General features: G+C 66.6%; 20 protein-coding genes and 1 pseudogene. 9 read left to right on the plus strand and 12 right to left on the minus strand.

What is annotated here, in order from left to right:
• The 4 genes and pseudogenes from KHO41_RS08970 to KHO41_RS08985 form a co-directional block, all read right to left on the minus strand.
• A pseudogene (locus KHO41_RS08970) lies at nt 1-1413 on the minus strand (DNA translocase FtsK 4TM domain-containing protein); the annotation flags it as partial.
• A gap of 157 nt (nt 1414-1570) precedes the next feature.
• On the minus strand, nt 1571-2149 hold the full coding sequence (locus KHO41_RS08975) for a DUF4136 domain-containing protein (protein WP_376989537.1): 579 nt from the start codon (nt 2147-2149) through the stop codon (nt 1571-1573).
• A gap of 26 nt (nt 2150-2175) precedes the next feature.
• A complete protein-coding gene (locus KHO41_RS08980; RefSeq protein ID WP_211952939.1) occupies nt 2176-2589 on the minus strand; it encodes a DoxX family protein in 414 nt (137 codons plus the stop codon).
• A 169-nt stretch (nt 2590-2758) separates the two neighbouring features.
• The gene (locus KHO41_RS08985; RefSeq protein ID WP_211952940.1) at nt 2759-3706 is read right to left on the minus strand and encodes a LysR substrate-binding domain-containing protein; all 948 of its coding nucleotides are present in this window, start codon (nt 3704-3706) and stop codon (nt 2759-2761) included.
• A gap of 150 nt (nt 3707-3856) precedes the next feature.
• On the opposite strand from KHO41_RS08985, the gene KHO41_RS08990 reads away from it, so the two are divergent.
• Entirely contained in the window at nt 3857-4477 is a 621-nt protein-coding gene (locus KHO41_RS08990; protein ID WP_211952941.1) for an FMN-dependent NADH-azoreductase, read from the plus strand.
• 145 nt (nt 4478-4622) lie between these two features.
• Entirely contained in the window at nt 4623-5912 is a 1290-nt protein-coding gene (gene egtB / locus KHO41_RS08995; RefSeq protein WP_211952942.1) for an ergothioneine biosynthesis protein EgtB, read from the plus strand.
• A 13-nt stretch (nt 5913-5925) separates the two neighbouring features.
• On the opposite strand, the gene KHO41_RS09000 is transcribed toward egtB, so the two are convergent.
• The 7 genes from KHO41_RS09000 to mltG all read right to left on the minus strand — a co-directional run bounded on the left by KHO41_RS09000 (nt 5926) and on the right by mltG (nt 11160).
• Nucleotides 5926-6327 carry a YkvA family protein gene (locus KHO41_RS09000; protein WP_211952943.1) on the minus strand — a complete coding sequence of 134 codons (402 nt, stop codon included), beginning with the start codon at nt 6325-6327 and terminating at the stop codon, nt 5926-5928.
• 24 nt (nt 6328-6351) lie between these two features.
• Nucleotides 6352-7098, minus strand: coding sequence for an ankyrin repeat domain-containing protein (locus tag KHO41_RS09005; protein ID WP_211952944.1), 747 nt, complete (start codon nt 7096-7098; stop codon nt 6352-6354).
• Nucleotides 7091-7888: a TatD family hydrolase gene (locus KHO41_RS09010; RefSeq protein ID WP_211952945.1), complete on the minus strand. Its 798-nt coding sequence runs from the start codon at nt 7886-7888 to the stop codon at nt 7091-7093. Before KHO41_RS09010 ends, KHO41_RS09005 begins: the two co-directional genes overlap by 8 nt.
• 36 nt (nt 7889-7924) lie before the next feature.
• Nucleotides 7925-8320, minus strand: coding sequence for a PilZ domain-containing protein (locus KHO41_RS09015; protein WP_211952946.1), 396 nt, complete (start codon nt 8318-8320; stop codon nt 7925-7927).
• A gap of 96 nt (nt 8321-8416) precedes the next feature.
• A complete protein-coding gene (locus tag KHO41_RS09020; protein WP_211952947.1) occupies nt 8417-9430 on the minus strand; it encodes a DNA polymerase III subunit delta' in 1014 nt (337 codons plus the stop codon).
• Nucleotides 9431-9546: 116 nt separating this feature from the next.
• Complete coding sequence (tmk, locus tag KHO41_RS09025) at nt 9547-10158, minus strand: dTMP kinase (RefSeq protein WP_211952948.1); 612 nt, start codon at nt 10156-10158, stop codon at nt 9547-9549.
• Between the two features lie 6 nt (nt 10159-10164).
• Nucleotides 10165-11160, minus strand: a complete 996-nt coding sequence (gene mltG / locus KHO41_RS09030) for an endolytic transglycosylase MltG (RefSeq protein WP_211952949.1) — start codon at nt 11158-11160, stop codon at nt 10165-10167.
• 187 nt (nt 11161-11347) lie between these two features.
• On the opposite strand from mltG, the gene ygfZ reads away from it, so the two are divergent.
• From ygfZ to KHO41_RS09045, 3 genes are read left to right on the plus strand one after another with little or no spacing between them, the layout of a single operon-like run.
• Nucleotides 11348-12355: a CAF17-like 4Fe-4S cluster assembly/insertion protein YgfZ gene (gene ygfZ, locus KHO41_RS09035; RefSeq protein WP_376989536.1), complete on the plus strand. Its 1008-nt coding sequence runs from the start codon at nt 11348-11350 to the stop codon at nt 12353-12355.
• A 16-nt stretch (nt 12356-12371) separates the two neighbouring features.
• A complete protein-coding gene (locus tag KHO41_RS09040) occupies nt 12372-12662 on the plus strand; it encodes a DUF4936 family protein (protein WP_211952951.1) in 291 nt (96 codons plus the stop codon).
• A 36-nt stretch (nt 12663-12698) separates the two neighbouring features.
• Nucleotides 12699-13526: an NRDE family protein gene (locus tag KHO41_RS09045; protein ID WP_211952952.1), complete on the plus strand. Its 828-nt coding sequence runs from the start codon at nt 12699-12701 to the stop codon at nt 13524-13526.
• On the opposite strand, the gene KHO41_RS09050 is transcribed toward KHO41_RS09045, so the two are convergent.
• The gene (locus tag KHO41_RS09050; RefSeq protein ID WP_211952953.1) at nt 13527-13955 is read right to left on the minus strand and encodes a GNAT family N-acetyltransferase; all 429 of its coding nucleotides are present in this window, start codon (nt 13953-13955) and stop codon (nt 13527-13529) included.
• 198 nt (nt 13956-14153) lie between these two features.
• Between KHO41_RS09050 and KHO41_RS09055 the strand changes: the two genes are divergently transcribed.
• Genes KHO41_RS09055 through otnC form a run of 4 tightly spaced genes read left to right on the plus strand, consistent with a single transcriptional unit; the run spans nt 14154 to nt 17801 of the window.
• Entirely contained in the window at nt 14154-14891 is a 738-nt protein-coding gene (locus tag KHO41_RS09055; protein WP_211952954.1) for a FadR/GntR family transcriptional regulator, read from the plus strand.
• Between the two features lie 51 nt (nt 14892-14942).
• The gene (gene ltnD, locus KHO41_RS09060; RefSeq protein WP_211952955.1) at nt 14943-15836 is read left to right on the plus strand and encodes an L-threonate dehydrogenase; all 894 of its coding nucleotides are present in this window, start codon (nt 14943-14945) and stop codon (nt 15834-15836) included.
• 13 nt (nt 15837-15849) lie between these two features.
• A complete protein-coding gene (gene otnK / locus KHO41_RS09065) occupies nt 15850-17148 on the plus strand; it encodes a 3-oxo-tetronate kinase (RefSeq protein WP_211952956.1) in 1299 nt (432 codons plus the stop codon).
• Nucleotides 17148-17801, plus strand: a complete 654-nt coding sequence (gene otnC, locus KHO41_RS09070) for a 3-oxo-tetronate 4-phosphate decarboxylase (protein WP_211952957.1) — start codon at nt 17148-17150, stop codon at nt 17799-17801. The genes otnK and otnC overlap by 1 nt, the downstream gene beginning before the upstream one ends.
• The last annotated feature ends 49 nt before the right edge of the window (nt 17802-17850 follow it).

The raw sequence follows: 17850 nt of genomic DNA on the forward strand, positions 1-17850 counted from the left end.
TTCGGCTTCGGCTTCGGCTTCGGCTTCGGCTTCGGCTTCGGCTTCGGCTTCGGCTTCGGCTTCGGCTTCGGCTTCGGCTTCGGCTTCGGCTTCGGCTTCGGCTTCGGCTTCGGCTTCAACGGTGAGTTCGGTGAAGGACGAAGGTTCCTCGGATTCCGTCGACGCCGGCGCGGCTTCCTCAACCGCAGGAGCCATCGGAGCCTGCGCTTCGGCGGCCGGCTGAACATGCACTGCCTTGCGCGACAGCATCTGCAGTTCGGCCAGCAGTTGCAGCGCCTCCTGGCGGATAGCTTCGACCGTAGCTTCGTCCGCCTCAAACCCGTCCACTTCAGCGGTCTGCGCAGTCACTTCGGTGGCGTGGCTGTCGGTCATCTCGATGGACGGATCCGCCTCGACAACGATGGGCTCAACCACGGCGACGGCGTCATCAGTCGTCGTTTCGGCGAGCACCTCAGTTGTCGGCGTGGCGGGCACATTGGCCACTGCCGCTTCGACAGCCGGGGCAACCGCCGCAGTGGCAGCCGCGACCGTTGCCGCTGCCTTCGCAGGCGCGGCGGCCGCCGCTGCTTCCGGCAAGGTCGTGATGGTCGAGCGGACGATCGGTTGCGGCTGGCGGAACGGCGTGCTGACCACCGTGGCGCGAGCGGGTGCTGGCGTGGACGGACGGGATGCAGCGGCCGGGGTCGGGGTCGACGTTGCAGCGGCCGCGGCGGCAGCTTGCAAGCTCACCGGACGGCGCGGCGGCGGATTCTGCTGGGCGCGTGGTGCCGTGGCTTCTGGCGCGGACTGCGCGGCAGGTCGCACGGGCGGCTTCACCGCGCCGGGCGAATCGGCATGATGCAGCCAGATCTCGCCGGGCTGGGGCGGCGACTCGCGCGTGCGGGGCGGCGGCTGCCAGGCCGGCTGGCGGCGCGCCGAAACGGCGTCGAAACTGCGGTGGCGAGGCGATGGTGCGTTCCAGCCGCCGGATGCGGCACCGTTGGCCGCGGTCGATTCCCAGCGTTCGGGTTCACGCATCGGCTGGGTCGGCACGACTTCGGCGGGCTCGTCTTCGGCGCGCGGCGCGCTGCGCGGCTTGCGCAGCAGGAACAGGCTGCGCCATGTCTCGCCGAACACCATCGGTGCAGCCAGCGCGAGCACGCCCAGCATCACGAACAAGGCGCCGGTCCAGCCGAACAGGTTACCAACCATGCCGCCGAGCGCGCGGCCGGCCGAACCGCCCGCCGTCCCGCCTTCGCCGCCGGTCAGCGCTTCCAGCGATGCGCTCGCGCAGAGCACGATCAGCGTGCCGAGCCAGATGCGCAGCGAGCCCGGGCCGGACAAGCGCCGTTCGCGCGCCAGCAGGCCGCCGAAGAACCGCCACACCAGCGGCACCAGCCACAGAGTCGAAAATCCGAACCAGCCAAAACCCATGATCGCCACGCCACGTTCAAAACTACGGGCAGCGATTGTAGCGGTTAAGGCGGCCGGCCATCGCCCCGGGCAGCGCAATAAAGCGCAAGTATTCGTAAGCGCGGCGTGCCGGCAACACTCCCCTGCCCTGCCGCTCGCTACCGGTCGCTAACGATCGCTACTGGCCACCAGCGCGGAACGGGTACTTGGCGAAGATTTGTCCCACGACCTTGTCGATGCGCTGCTGGATATTGGACTGGTCGCGCGTATCCACGCTGCCCACGGCAACGCCTTCCCAGACCAGCTTCATCGCCTTGCGGTCGACGACGTCGATGTTCAGGGTGCCTTCGGTATACGTGTACACGTCGTTATAGAAGCCGTAGCCCGGCCACGGCGCGTAGAGCCCGCCGCGGTAGCCGTAATAACCCATCATCGGCGGCGGTGCCGGCGTGACCTGCACCTTTTCCTGCGTGCGCGCATTGAAATTGACCAGCAGGTCGGGCGCCTGGGCGTTGTACTGGTAGCCGCGCGATGTCATCTCCCGCTGCACGGCGGTCTTCAGGTACTGCGTGGTCAGGCTCTCGTAACCCTGCCGGTCCGTGCCCGGGTTCTGCACGAAACCGAAGCTGCGGTACACGCTGAAGTCCGTGTTGTGGTTGTAATCGGTCTTGATATCCGGTGCGCTCGCACACGCGGCCAGCAACGCCGATGCCACGGCGACAGCCGTCGCCGTCCTGCTTCTCGGAAGTTCCACGATTCGTCTCCAGGAACTGGCGGCGGTGGCTAGTTCCACTTCCCGCCTGCACCACCCAGGCCCAGGCGCCCGCCGCCGATAAGCACCAGCGTCAGCGCCGCGGCCAGGTACATGCCTTGCAGTTCGAGCTGCCAGCCGCCGGTATCGTTGAGCATGGCGATCTGCTTCGTATGCACAAGGGCAATCGCAAACAGCATGTTGACCACCACGATCAGCGCCGCCAGACGCGTCCACAAGCCGATGATCAGCAGCACGGGGGCGACGACTTCACCGATATACACGCCATAAGCAAACCACGCGGGCAGCCCGGCCTGCGTCGCGGTCTGCGCAACGAAACCCACGCCCCCCTTCAGCTTGGCGATGCCATGCATCAGGATCAATACCCCAAGCACGATGCGCAACACTGCCTTGCCCAAGTCCTGCGAACCCTGAGAGCCGCTCATGGCCATCCTCCTTGCCGGTTGAGAACAGTCGGAGCACCCGGGAAGCGCTGGCCATCGGTAGAGCCAAGCGACTTCGCCCGCACGCAACGGGGCTCGCCCCTGTACCTTAGTGCCCCGCGGCGTGAAGGTAAAGGCGCAAGCGTGGCGCATGCGCTCCATGGCGGCGCCGTCAGACGGCGCGGTGCATGGCCGGTTGCCGCGGCTCGTGCATGCCGACCTTGCGCGCGTTCTCGGGCAGGATCTCGCTGAGGAAATCGAGGAAACGCCGGACGGCCGGCGTCACGCCCTTGCGCGACGGGAATACGGCGTGCAGTGTGCCCACTGGCATTTCCCACTGCGGCAGCAGCAGTTCCAGCTCGCCGGCGTCGATCGCGTCGCGGCAGTACATGCGCGGCAGCATGGCCACGCCGATGCCGGCAATCGCCGCCTCGCGCAGCAGCGCGAACTCGTCCGTGACCAGGCGCGGGTCGTAGGCGATCTGGATTGTCTCGCCGCTCTTGCAGCCGAGGATCCAGACATGCTTGCCGTCGTGCGGCTTCTGTCCCACGCCCGGCATACCGTCCAGCGCCTGCGGCGTACGCGGGCGGCCGATGCTGTCGAGCAAGCCGGGACTGGCCACGAGCATGAGCTGGCTCTCGCCAAACGTGCGCACGGCCAGGCTGGAGTCTTCCATGACCTCACGCACCCGCAAGGCCAGGTCATAGCCCTCGCCGATCACGTCGACGCGTCGGTTCGTGGCCTCCAGCTCGATGCGTACGGCCGGGTTCGCCCGCATGAAATGGCCGATGGCCGGCGCCAGCAGAATCTGCGCGATGGCCACCGGGCAACTCACGCGCAGCGTGCCGCCGGGCTGGTCGCGCGCCTGTTCGATCACTTCGTGCGCGGCCTCGGCCTCCTTCAGCATGGCCCGGCAACGTTCGTAGTAGGACTCGCCGAGCGGCGTGACGCGCACCTGACGCGTCGTACGGCGTAACAGCTGCACGCCCAGGTCACGTTCGAGTTGTGCAATACGCCGGCTCAGGCGGGACTTGGGAATTCCGGTGGCGCGGCTGGCCGCGGAAAAGCTGCCGTGTTCGACCACCTGGGCAAACAGCGACAGGTCGTTCAAATCCTGCATGTGGGCCTCCGCCAGCGCAACGAGGGCATGGGCCGCGGCCGGAGCGTTCGTTGCACGAATAGAACAATTATTTGCATTTTGCCTCACTACCGACACCAATGGCCAGACGCTATCTTTCTTCCATCGCAACCGCACCTTGTGGAGAAAGACATGAACATCCTGCAGATCGATTCGAGCGTTCTTGGTGGCCATTCCGTTTCGCGTAACCTGACCGCCAGCGTGGTGGCCGACCTCGTCGCCGCCACCCCCGGCGCCAAGGTCACCGTGCGCGATCTGGACCAGGATGCCCCGGCCCACCTGTCCGGCCATCTGCTGCCCGTGCTGGGCGGCCCGAAGGACGGCCTGAACGCCGTGCAGGAAGCCGAACTGCAGCGCACCGAAACATGGCTGGCGGAGTTCCTGGCTGCCGACGTGCTGGTGGTGGGCGTGCCGCAATACAACTTCAGCATCCCGAGCCAGCTCAAGTCCTGGATCGACCGCATCGCGCAGGCTGGCCGCACGTTCAAGTACACCGAGACCGGCCCGGTCGGCCTGGCCGGCGGCAAGCGCGTGATCGTGGTGTCGTCGCGCGGCGGCGTGCGCCAGGATGCCAATGAACTGGATCTGCACGAAAAGACCGTGGACGTAGTGTTCCGTTTCCTGGGCATTACCGACATCACCTACGTGCGTGCCCACGGCCTGGCCATGGGTCCGGACGCTCGCGAAGCCGGCCTGAGCAGCGCCCGCACCGAAATCGCGGCACTGAACGACGGCGCCCGTCTGGCTGCCTGACCGGCTCGCCCCTCGGGCGGAACGGGTCTATGATGAATGCGGGGCGCTACGGCGCCCCGCGTGCCATTGGCGACGTCACTGGCCAGCCTGCTGCGCCGGCCGGTTGCGTCCTTCGCCCAGTCATCGACCGATCCCGGGAGCCTGCATGACTTCAGCCCTGCTGCCAGCCGCCGCCATCCACCCGCCGCATGAACCCGCCTTGCTGTCGCAGTACCGGCACATCCGGTCCGCCACCGAGGCCATGGTGGCGGACCTGTCGGACGCCGACGCGACAGTGCAGTCGATGGAAGACGCCAGCCCGGCGAAATGGCACCTCGCCCACACGACGTGGTTCTTTGAGGAATTCGTGCTGGCCGCGCGCCTGCCCGGCTACGAGCCGGTCGATCCGGCCTACCGTTTCCTGTTCAATTCGTATTACGAGTCAGTCGGACCGCGCCATCCGCGCCCCCGCCGCGGGCTACTGAGCCGCCCGTCGCTGGACGAGATCCTGGCCTATCGCGAGGCCGTCGACGAATCGATGCTGGCCTTGCTCGGCACGGCCCAGACGGACGCCGAAGCAGCCCTCATCACGCTCGGTCTGCACCATGAACAGCAGCACCAGGAACTGCTGCTGACCGACATCCTGCATCTGTTCGCGCAGAATCCGTTGCGGCCTGCGTTCGCGCCAGAACTGCTGGAGCCTGTGATCACCGACCCCCGCCCGGCGCCGGACTGGATCAGCTTTGACGGCGGCGTGGTCGAGATCGGCCATGGCGGCGACGACTTCGCCTTTGACTGCGAGGGACCGCGCCACAGGGTGTACCTGCAGCCCTATACGCTGTGCTCGCACCCGGTCAACAACCGCCAGTGGTTCGAATTCATCGACGACGGCGGCTACCAGACCGCCGGCTTGTGGCTCTCGGATGGCTGGCGCTGGGTGTGCGAGCAAGGCATCCAGGCGCCGCTGTACTGGGAGGAACGCGAAGGCACCTGGTGGCAGATGACACTGCGCGGCATGCTTCCGGTCGACCCGGAAAGCCCCGTCACGCATATCAGCTTCTATGAGGCCGACGCCTTCGCGCGATGGGCCGAGCGCCGGCTGCCGACCGAGGCCGAGTGGGAATACGCCGCACGCAACCTGCCGGCCACGGGGAATTTCATCGAAGGCCGCGCACTGCGGCCACTGCCCGACAGGCAGAACACCTCAGGCGTGCTGCGCCAGATGTTCGGCGATGTGTGGGAATGGACCGGCAGCGCGTTCCAGCCCTATCCGGGCTTCCGGCCGAGTGCCGGCGCGGTCGGCGAATACAACGGCAAGTTCATGAGCAGCCAGATGGTGCTGCGCGGCGGGTCCTGCGTCACGCCCGAATCGCACATCCGGGCGAGCTACCGCAATTTCTTCTACCCGCACCAGCGCTGGCAGTTCACCGGCGTACGGCTCGCGGACGATGCCTGAGCGCGCAACGGCGTCAGTGGGCTGACCACCAGCGCCAGCCCAGCCACGCCAGCAGCGCCCAGACCAGTACGATGATCGCGGCCGCCCACAGGTTGCGCGGGCGCTCGGCCTGCATCGCCTGCCAGGCGTCCGCGCGTACGCGGCAGTCGGCTTTCACGGTCGCCGGCACAAGCCGCAACGCGAGCCAGATACCCAACGGTACCAGCAGGACGTCATCGACATAGCCGAGTACCGGGATGAAATCCGGCACCAGGTCGATCGGGCTAAACGCGTAGGCCACCACCAGCACCGCCAGCATCCGCGCCGCTAGCGGCGTGTCCGGATGGCGGCTGCAGAACCACAGCATCACCAGGCTCGACTTCAGCTGGCGTGCCCATTGCCGCAGGCGCTGGTTTAGGGTCGGGGTCACGCCCATTGGCGGCGTGCCGTGGGGCGCGGCTTACTTGCCGCTGGCGGGCGCGGCCTTGATCGGCTGGCCGCCCGGCTGCGCGACGGGTGCCTTCAGCGGCGGCGCGGCAACGATGGGCACCTGCGGGTACAGCTTCTGCCAGCGCGATTTCAGGCCATTGGCGATTTCCGCCTGGCTGTAGCGCTCGGCAAAGTCGATCACCGTCATGCCCTGCTGGTTCTTCAGGCGCATGTCGGCGCCTTCGTCGAGCAGCAGCTTCACGGTATCGATGTGGCCACTACGCGCGGCCATCATCAGCGGCGTGGTGCCGTTCGGGCTTTCGGCGTCGATATAGGCGGCGTGGTCGATCAGGTATTTGACGACATCGTTGTGGCCGGTCGTGCACGCGTAATGCAGCGGCGTCCAGCCCGTCTTGTTCACCTCGGCCTCCATGTCGTCGACCATCAGCTTGACCATATCCAGCTCGCCCTGAAGCGAAGCCATCATCAGCGGCGTCTCGCCCGCCGGGTTGGCCTTGTCGAAGTCGATGTCCTTGGCCTTGATCAGTGCCGCGGCCGCTTTCAGCGATTTCTCGCGCAGCGCGATGACCAGCATCGGGTCGCCCCGGCTATCCGCGAGGTTCGGATCCACGCCGCGGCCCAGCAGCTTCTGCACGGTGCGCGCGTCGTCGAATTCCACGGCCTTGCGCATATCGTCGACCGGCGCGGCCCAGACCAGCGCCGCGCAGCCGAGCAGTACGGCGCCCGTCAGGCTGCGGATGGATTTCAGGTCAAACATGAGCTTCCCTGTCGATATGCTTGAAAAGCTTGAAGAAATTGTCGGTCGTCTGTTCGGCGATCTGTTCCACTGGCAAGTCACGCAGCTTGGCGATGAACTCGCCCACGTGGCGGACCCAGGCCGGTTCGTTGGTCTTGCCGCGGTACGGCACGGGGGCAAGGTATGGCGAGTCGGTCTCGATCAGCATGCGGTCGAGCGGCACCTTGCGCGCGGTTTCCTGCAGGTCCGCCGCGCTCTTGAAGGTGACGATGCCGGAGAACGAGATATGGAATCCCTCGTCCAGCGCCTGTTTCGCGACGTCCCAGGTTTCCGTAAAGCAGTGCATCACGCCGCCGGCCTCCCGCGCGTTTTCCTCGCGCATCACGCGCAGCGTGTCGTCGGCCGACGAACGGGTATGGATGATCAGCGGTTTGCCGGTCTGGCGCGCGGCGCGGATATGCGTGCGGAAACGCTCGCGCTGCCACTCCATGTCGGCGATGCTGCGGCCGTTCAGGCGGTAGTAGTCCAGGCCGGTCTCGCCAGTGCCAACCACGCGCGGGTGTGCGGAAAGCTCCAGCAGGCGTTCCAGCGAGGGCTCTTCCCCCTCCTCATAGTCCGGGTGGACGCCTACCGACGCATACAGGTTCGGATGCTGCTCGGCCAGCGCGAGCACGCGCGGGAAATCTTCGAGCGTCACCGAGATGCAAAGCGCATGCGACACCTGGTTGGCGCGCATATTGTCCAGCAGTTCAGGCAGTCGGGCGGCCAGGTCGGGGAAATCGATATGGCAATGCGAATCTACAAAATTCATTATTAACAATCAGTTACGAGGCAAACCTCTCGACCCTCACAAGGTTTGCGTGGGCCGGCCGGATTCCAGTTGCTTGCCAAGGATTTCCTCGACGGCGCGGCGCAGGTTGCGGCCATTGTCGTCATCGGGGAAATGCACCCCAACACCCGGCGTCTTCATCGGCGTGCCCGGCGGCGTGATCCAGGCCACGTGGCCAGCCACCTGGTACTTCTGGGGCCGGTCCAGCAGCGACAGGACCAGGAACACCTGTTCGCCGAGCCGGAACGGCCGGTTCGACGGCACGAAGATCCCGCCGCGCGCCAGGAACGGCATGTAGGCGGCGTAGAGTCCCGCCTGATCCTTGATCGACAAGGACAACACGTTGGGCCGCGACGGCGCTGTGGCCGCGGTTCCTGCCACACGTGGAGGCACGGTTGCGACATCTGTACTCATGACTGACCCCTTTCTGACCTGCTACAGCTTTGTTTTATAGGTGTTTTGGTACTGCAACCCGGCTCTCGCCGGGTCCCGCGTGCTGCCTTGGCGCTGTCAGTGAAACAACTGCCGGTATTCGAGAAACACGGATTCCATCACGAGCCGGGCGGCGAGCGGATGGTTCTCGCTGCGCCGGTGCGCGTTGAGGCGCGTGGCAAACGCTTGCAGCCGGCGCGCGCTGGAGGCGCCCGCGCAGCGGGTCAGCACGGTGCGCTCCTTCGGGAAGTAACGAGGCACCGCACTGCCCGAGGCGTCGAGCCGGCACTTCAGCAGATCGTACGTCCAGCGCTGGAGGATGCCAAGCACGGCGGGCACCGGCAGCTTTTGTAGTTGTTCCGCCGCACCAGTCGCATCGAATTCGGCGCCAGCGCCAAGCTGGCCGACCAGCCAGCGCTGCAGCGGCTGTTCCTCGGCCTCGGCGGCATGCAGCGCCGTCAACGGCGAGCCGCCGGCCAGCGCAAGCTGCGCCTCGGCGTCGGCCACGCCCTGGCCCTTGAGCCAGGCCAGCGCCGCTTCCGGCGTCGGTCGCTGGGTCGAGAACTGGCGGCAGCGCGACAGGATGGTCGGCAGGATGCGGTCAAGACGATCCGTGACAAGCAGGAAGACCGTCGACGACGGCGGCTCCTCGAGCGTCTTCAGCAGCGCGTTGGCGCCTTCGACCTGCAGCGCGTCCAGCGGGTAGATCACCACAACGCGCAGGCCCGCCCGGTGCGTGCCTACGCCCACCGCATCAATCAGCGCACGCACTTGCTCCATGCGGATGATCTTGCTGGGCGCCTTCTTCTTGCCGCTGTCATCGGCCTCGCCTTCGCCGCCGGCTTCCAGCGCTTCGGGACGCACCACCGTGAAGTCGGGATGGTTGCCCTGGCTGAACCAGTGGCAGGCGGCGCACTGGCCGCAGGGCTGGCCGTCAGGCCGGGGCGATTCGCACAGCAGGCCCTGCGCGAAGTGCAGCGCCAGGTCACGCTTGCCGGTGCCCTGCTGGCCATGGATCAGCAATGCATGGGGGAGCCGCTCGCGCAGCGCGCCAAGCCGTTGCCAGTCTTCCGTTTGCCAGGGATAGAGCATGCGAATCAGTCAGTTAGCCGCGAAAGCTGAAGAATTACCTTTACAACCATGCCGCTGCGGATAGCGCAACGGCACGGAGTCGGTGCATTATTATCGATCAATATAACGCTTGAAAATCAAAGCATTGAGAGGATCTGCTCAAGCTCGACGCGAATGGCTTCGATGCTTTGCGTGGCGTCGATCACGCGGAAACGCTCGGGCGCCTGCGCGGCGCGGCGCAGGTATTCGGCGCGGGTACGCTCGAAAAAAGCGCGCGATTCCGCCTCGAACTTGTCCGGCTCGCGCGCACCGGCCAGGCGCTCGCTCGCGGTTTCCAGCGGCACGTCGAACAGCAGCGTCAGGTCCGGCTGCAGGCCGTCTTGCACCCAGGCTTCCAGCGTTTCGAGCCGGGACGTGGCCAGTCCCCTGCCGCCGCCCTGATAAGCAAAGGTGGCATCGGTAAAACGGTCCGAGATCACCCACTCGCCGCGCGCCAGCGCCGGCTCGATGACCTCCGCGATGTGTTCGCGCCGGGCCGCGAACATCAGCAGCGCCTCGGTCTCCAGGTGCATCTTCCGATGCAGCAGGATTTGCCGCAGGTCCTCGCCAAGCGGCGTGCCGCCCGGCTCGCGCGTGGTGACGACGGCCGGGATATCCTTGCGCTCGCGCAGCCGCGCGGCCACCCCGTCGATATGGGTGCTCTTGCCGGCGCCGTCGATGCCTTCGAAGGTAATGAATTTTCCGCGCATGAATGTCTATTTGCCACGCTGGTACTGATCGACCGCGCGGTTGTGTTCGGGAAGCGTATTGGAGAAATGGCTGGTACCGTCGCCGCGCGCCACGAAATACAGCGCGTCGGATGGGGCCGGCGCGGTGGCCGCGGCCAGCGAGGCGAGGCCCGGCAGCGCGATCGGCGTGGGCGGCAGGCCGGTACGCGTGTACGTATTGTACGGCGTGTCGGTCTGCAGGTCGCGCTTGCGCAGGTTGCCGTCGAAGCGCTCGCCAATGCCGTAGATCACGGTCGGGTCGGTCTGCAGCATCATGCTCTTGCGCAGGCGGTTGACGAAGACCGCAGCGATCATCGGCCGCTCGGTGGCCTGGCCCGTTTCCTTCTCGACGATCGACGCCATCACCAACGCCTCATAAGGCGTCTTGTAGGGCAGGTCCGCGGCGCGTGCGTTCCAGGCCTCGTTCAGCCGCCGCTGCATCGCCTTGTAGGCATGGCGGTACAGCTCGATATCGCTGCTGTCGCGCGAGAACAGGTAGGTGTCCGGGAAGAACAGCCCTTCCGGGGCGGCTTCCGTGGCGCCGATCGCCTTCATCAGATCGGCGTCGGACATGTCCTTCGTGTCATGGCGCAGGGCCGGGCTGGCATCCACGGCGGCGCGCATCTTGCGGAATTCCCAGCCCTCGATCACGGTGACGACATAGTGGGTGACTTCGCCGCGCGCCAGCTTGCCAACCACGCCCAGCGGCGTGATGCCCCTCTCGAATGTGTAGCCGCCAGCTTTCAGGTCGGGACCGTGGCCGGTAAGCCGCACGAGCACCTGGAACAGGCGCGGATCCATACTGACGCCGCCGCGCTGCAGCTGGCGGCCGACACTGGCGACGCCGGAATTCGGCTTGATGACGACCTCGACGGGCGATGCGGACAGGCCCAGGGGCTGGTTGGCCCACCACGCGAAAGCGCCGGCGGCAGCCGCAGCAAGAACCAGGACAAGCAGTCCCAGGCGTAGAAAAAGACGTGTCATGAAATCCGTTCGGTCACGGCAGCGTCCGGACCGCGGGTGATGCCCCCGCCGCGCGCTGCCGGCGCCGGCTGAAATGCCGGCAGCCTCATATAATACCGGGAGCCTTGCGCCGCCACGACTTTGCCGGTCGGTGAACCGCGGCGCGCACGAGTCCAATGCACCCAATTGCCTGATCGGAATGCCTGAAATGAATGCTCCAGCCAAGAACCTCGCCGCCAGCTTTGACGCCTTGCAGAATAGTGGCGTTGTCTGCGCACCGGCCGGGCTCGGATGGATCCGCGTGGCGGGCGATGATGCCGCCCCCTTCCTGCACACGCAGCTGACCAACGCGGTCGAAGACCTCGAGCCGGGCGTCGCACGCCTGGCGGGCTACTGCTCGCCCAAGGGCCGCCTGCAGGCCAGCTTCCTGATGTGGCGCGATGCCGACGGCATCGTGCTGCAACTGTCGGCCGACATCCAACCCGCGCTGCAGAAGCGCCTGAGCATGTTCGTGCTGCGCGCCAAGGCGAAGCTGAGCGACATGACCCCCAATGTGGCCGTGCTGGCTGCGGCCGGACCGCAAGCCGCACAAGCGCTGGCGCAGGCCGGACTGCCCGCGCCCGATGCAGTGTTCGCCTCGGCCAGCGTTGAAGGCGCAACCGTCATCCGCCTGCCGGACGCCGCCGGTCAACCGCGCTGGCAAGTCGTGTTGCAGGCCGAACGCGCCGGCGAAATCCGTGCTGCACTGAGCGGGCAATTGGCCGAAGCCGATGCGGCATTCTGGGACTGGCTCGATGTCCAGTCCGGCATCCCGCGCATCGTCACGGCGACACAGGAGCAGTTCGTGCCGCAGATGATCAATTTCGAACTGGTCGGCGGCGTCAATTTCCGCAAGGGCTGCTACCCGGGCCAGGAAATCGTGGCACGCAGCCAGTACCGCGGCACGCTCAAGCGCCGCATGTGGCTGGTAAAGGGAGAGGGAGCCGTACCGGCGCCGGCTACGGAGATCTTCCGACCGGAAGATCCGCAGCAGCCGTGCGGCATGGTCGTCAATGCCGCCCCGGCGCCGCAAGGCGGCTGGGCAGGCCTTGCCGAACTGAAGATCGATGCGGCCGCGGCGGCCCTGCATCTGGGCAGCGCCGAAGGCGCCGCGCTGACGGTGGGTGAACTCCCCTACGAAGTACCACTGCCGGAAGCCACCCAGGCTGCCGGCTGACCCGCAGGACGCTGCCATGAGCGATCACGTCTTCGTCTATTTCCGCGTCCCCGAGGCGCTCGCGGCCGAGGCGCTGCCGCACTGGCACCGCTGGATGGAGACGGTTGCCGAAGCGACCGGAATTGGTGGTACGCTGATGCGCAGGCCGGAAACCCGTGCCGGCGTGCAGACCTGGATGGAATGCTATGCCGATGTCCCGCCCGCCTTCGACGCCACGCTTGCCGGATTGTGGCGCCAGAGCGGGCTGGAGCAATGGATAGATGGCGAGCGCCAGGTCGAGCACTTCATCGACCTGGACATCCTCTAGGCCGTACTCAGTTAACGCAGTAAAGGAAGCAAAGCAATGTGCCTGATCCTGGTTGCCTGGCAATCACACCCGGACTATGCCCTGGTGGTGGCCGGCAATCGCGACGAATTCTATGTCCGGCCGGCCGCGCCGGCGCACTGGTGGCAGGATGCCTCCCACGTGCTCGCCGGCCGTGACCTGGCCGACGTGATCGGCGAGCCCGGGACCTGGATGGGCGTCGCCGGAGACGGCCGCTTTGCCGCGCTGACCAATTATCGCGCCCCATCGGAAAAACGCACCGATGCGCGTTCGCGCGGAGAACTCGTGTCCGGCTTCCTGCGTGGGCATGACGCGCCCGCCGATTACCTCGGCGCGCTCGCGGGCGCCGACGGCTGCTACAACGGCTTCAACCTGCTGGCCAGCGACCTGAATGAACTCTGGTGGTACAGCAACCGCTCCGCCTCGCGCCAGCCACAGCGGCTGCGCCCGGGGCTGTACGGGCTGTCCAACGCGCTACTCGACACACCGTGGCCAAAGGTACGTAGCCGCGTGGGCGCGCTTGCGGAAGTGCTGGCGGCCGATACCGGCCATGCCAATGCCAGCGCGGAACCGTATCTGAAACTGCTCGCCGATAACCGGCAGGCCGCCGATTTCGAGCTGCCGTCGACCGGCGTCGCGCCGGAGTGGGAAAAGTTGCTGTCGTCCGCGTTTATCCGCTCGGGCAACTACGGCACGCGCGCGAGCACCGTGCTGCGCGTACGCCATGACGGCCGCTTCGACCTCAGCGAGCGCAGCTTCGACGCGAGCGGCCAGACCGGAGAGGTCTCCTACCGTGGCAAGCTGAACCTGGCGCGCGACACAGGCACCGTACCGGCGCCGCGCTGATCAGGCGCCCAGCCGTTTGCGCATCTCCACATGGGGGATGCCAGCTTCCTCGAACTTATCCCCGACCTGCGCAAAGCCGACGCGCGCGTAGAACGGCGCGGCATGCGTCTGCGCGTTGAGCACGAGTTCGGGGTAACCCAGTTCGGCGGCTTTCTGCATCAGCGCTTCGAGCACCAGCGCGCCGACCCCGGTGCCGCGCACCGAGCCGAGCACCGCCATGCGGCCGATATGCCCGTCCGGCAGCAAGCGGCCGGTGGCGACCGGCGTGCCGTCTTCGGCAAGCGCCAGTGCATGCCAGCTCGGCTCATCCCATTCGTCCCACTCGAGCTCGACCGGGACGCCCTGCTCTTCGACGAACACGGTGTAGCGGATGGCGCGGGCGCGTTCACGGGCTTCGGACCAGGGGCAGATCAGGATGGAGACAGACATGGCGATGCGTGGGAAATGACGTAAAGGCAAGCCGGACCACGGATATGGCAGCCCAGCGGCCGCCATGATACGCCACAATCCAATCGCTGTTGGCTGCACCTGACCAGTGCAGGAAGCACCAGATCAGGGTTTACGCTCGGTAACATATCGCGGTTAAATTTGTATGATGACCTTACCACCTGATAACCCGATGACGCCGTGTTCCAGAAAGTACCTGCCCGCGCCTTGACCGACAACGTCGCCGAGCAACTGCTCGACAAGATCCAGAACGGCGCTTTCGCACGGGGCGACAAGCTGCCGACCGAAGCCGTACTGTCCGAAGAATTCGGCGTCAGCCGCACCGTGATCCGTGAAGCCATCTCGCGGCTCAAGTACGAAGGCGTGGTCGAGTCGCGCCAGGGCAGCGGCGTGTTCGTGACCGAACAGGCCGGCATCCGCCCGCTGCGTATCGACTACACCGACACCGGCACGCTCGATTCGGTGCTGCAGATCGTCGAACTGCGCCGCGCTATCGAAGCCGAAGTGGCCGCGCAGGCGGCACGTCGCCGTACCGATGCGACCATGACGGCGATCGACACCGCGCTGGCCCGCCTTGACGCGGAAGTGGCCGAAGGCGGCGACGGTGTCGCGGCCGACGTGGCGTTCCACCGCGCGATTGCGGCAGCCACGGGCAACCCGTATTTCCTGAAAACGCTGGAGTTTCTGAGCCAGTACCTGGAAGCCGCCACGCGCGTGACGCGGACCAACGAAGCGCGCCGCGCCGACTTCACGCGCCAGGTGCGCGAGGAACACCAGGCCATCGTCGCCGCGATCCGCGCCGGCGACGCGCTGGCCGCGCGCAATGCCGCGCAGAACCACATGTACAACGCCGCCCGCCGCCTGTCCCAGCTCGGCCAGGATGAAGCGGACGACGAGCGTCCCGGCGCGGCCAGCTAAGCCGACACCACCCTATCGATTGACCTGCCTTACCTGCATCAGGAGTTTTCTATGTCCCGGAATATCGGCGTAATCGGCCTTGGCGCCATGGGCAACGGTGTTGCGCAGTCGCTGCTGCGTGCCGGCTTTACCGTGCACGCCTGCGACCTGCGGCCCGACGTGCTGCAGCGCTTTGCCGACGCCGGCGGCGTGCCGTGCGCAAGCCCTGCCGAACTGGGCAGCCGCTGCGATGTCGTGGTCACGCTCGTGGTCAACGCCCAGCAGACCGAGGCCGTGCTGTTCGGCGCCGAGGGAGCCGCCACGACGATGCGCCCCGGCACGCTGGTGATCGCGAGCGCGACCGTGCCGCCTTCGTTTGCCGAAGCGCTTGGCCGACGCCTGGGCGAGCAAGGCATCCTGCTGCTCGATGCCCCGGTGTCCGGGGGCGCCGCACGCGCGGCCAGCGGCGAGATGACCATGATGACATCGGGCCCCGCCGAAGCGTATTCGCTGGCCGAAGACGTGCTGGCCGCGATCTCCGGCAAGGTCTACCGCCTGGGCAACGCGCATGGTGCCGGCTCCAAGGTCAAGATCATCAACCAGCTTCTGGCAGGCGTGCATATCGCCGCCGCGGCCGAGGCGATGGCGCTGGGCCTGCGCGAAGGCGTGGACCCCGATGCGCTGTACGACGTCATCACGCACAGCGCCGGCAATTCGTGGATGTTCGAGAACCGCGTGCCGCATATCCTGTCGGGTGACTACACGCCGCTGTCCGCCGTCGATATCTTCGTCAAGGACCTCGGCATGGTGCTCGACACTGCGCGCACCAGCAAGTTCCCGCTGCCGCTGTCCGCTGCCGCGCACCAGATGTTCATGATGGCCTCCACCGCCGGCCACGGCGGCGAAGACGATTCCGCCGTGATCAAGATCTTCCCCGGCATCGAACTGCCGGCCAAGGCAGAGTGAGGCGCAGCGCATCATGACCGCCATCCAGGAACAGAACCGCCCGCTGCTGGGCTGCATCGCTGACGACTTCACCGGCGCCACCGACCTGGCCAACACGCTCGTGCGCAACGGCATGCGCACCGTGCAAACCATCGGTGTGCCGGACATCAATGCCGTGGGGGACGTCGGCGAGGCCGACGCAATCGTGGTCGCACTGAAGTCGCGCACCATTCCCGCCGCCGACGCCGTGTCGCAATCGCTGGCCGCACTCGAATGGCTGCGCGCACAGGGCTGCCGGCAATTCGTTTTCAAGTACTGCTCGACCTTCGATTCGACCGACGCCGGCAATATCGGCCCCGTCGCCGAAGCCCTGCTCGCGGCACTCGACAGCGACTTCACGATCGCCTGCCCGGCCTTCCCCGAGAACGGTCGCACGATCTTCCGCGGCCATCTGTTCGTCGGCGATGGGTTGCTGAACGAATCGGGCATGGAGAACCATCCGCTCACGCCGATGCGCGACGCCAACCTTGTGCGCGTGCTGCAACGGCAAAGCAAAGCGAAGGTCGGTCTGCTGCGCTATGACGCTGTTGCGCGGGGTCCCGCTGCCACAACAGAGCGCATCGAAGCGCTGCGCACCGATGGCATTCGCCTTGCAATTGCCGACGCCGTATCCGACGCCGACCTGTTCACGCTTGGCGAAGCCTGCGCGAACCTGCCGCTGATCACTGGCGGGTCGGGCATCGCACTCGGCCTGCCCGAAAACTTCCGCCGCGCGGGACTGCTGCCACAGCGCGGCGATGCCGCGTCCGTACCGCATGTCGACGGCCACGGCGTGGTATTGGCCGGCAGCGCCTCGCGCGCGACGAACGGACAGGTGGCACGCTGGCTCGAACAGGGCCGACCTGCCCTGCGCATTGATCCGCTCGCGCTCGCACGCGGCGAAGCCGTTGTGGAAGCCGCGCTGGCTTTTGCCGCGAACCACGATGAGGCAGTGCTGATCTACGCGACCAGCAGCCCGGACGAGGTCAAGTCCGTGCAGGCCGAGCTCGGTGTGGAACGCGCCGGCCATCTGGTCGAACAAGCGCTGGCTGGCATCGCAGCAGGCCTGCTCGCACGCAGCACGCGCCGCTTTGTCGTTGCCGGTGGCGAGACCTCCGGCGCCGTTGTTCAGGCGCTTGGCGTACGCGCATTGCGTATCGGCGAACAGATCGCACCTGGCGTCCCCGCCACTGTCACGCTCGATGCGCAGCCGCTCGCGCTCGCGTTGAAATCGGGCAATTTCGGCGGCGAGGACTTCTTCGCCGAAGCGCTCGCGCAACTCGGAGGCCAGTGATGAGCACGGAAAGCAAGCTGCGCGAAGAGATCTGCCGCATCGGGGCGAGCCTCTACCAGCGTGGCTATACGGTCGGCTCGGCCGGCAATATCAGTGCTCGTCTCGATGACGGCTGGCTGATCACGCCGACCGATGCCTGCCTCGGCATGATGGATCCGGCTGCCGTGTCGAAGGTGTCCAGCGACGGTAGCTGGGTGTCTGGCGACAAGCCATCGAAGACGCTGACGCTGCACCGTGCCATCTACGACAACAACGCCGAAGCGAAGGCGGTCGTCCACACGCACTCGACGCACCTGGTCGCCCTGACGCTGGCCGGCGTATGGCAGCCCGACGATATCGTGCCCCCGCTCACGCCTTACTACGTGATGAAGGTCGGCCATATCCCGATGATTCCGTACCACCGACCCGGCGATCCGGCCGTGGCGGCGCGTGTCGCCACGCTTGCCGCGAAGGTGCGCGGCGTGATGCTGGAGCGGCTGGGCCCAGTGGTGTGGGAATCCAGCGTCTCGCGCGCGGCATTCGCGCTCGAAGAGCTGGAAGAGACCGCGAAGCTCTGGATGATGATGAAGGACGTGCCGGGCTTTGCGGCCCGCGCCGCGCTCGGCGAGAGCGCACTGGCTGAACTACGGGAGACCTTCCAGGCCCGCTGGTAGACCATCGCAGTAGTACCCCACTGATACAGACGCGACCCGTGCGCAGCAG

It is taken from the genome of Cupriavidus numazuensis (assembly GCF_905397435.1).
Taxonomy (GTDB): Bacteria; Pseudomonadota; Gammaproteobacteria; order Burkholderiales; family Burkholderiaceae; genus Cupriavidus; species Cupriavidus numazuensis.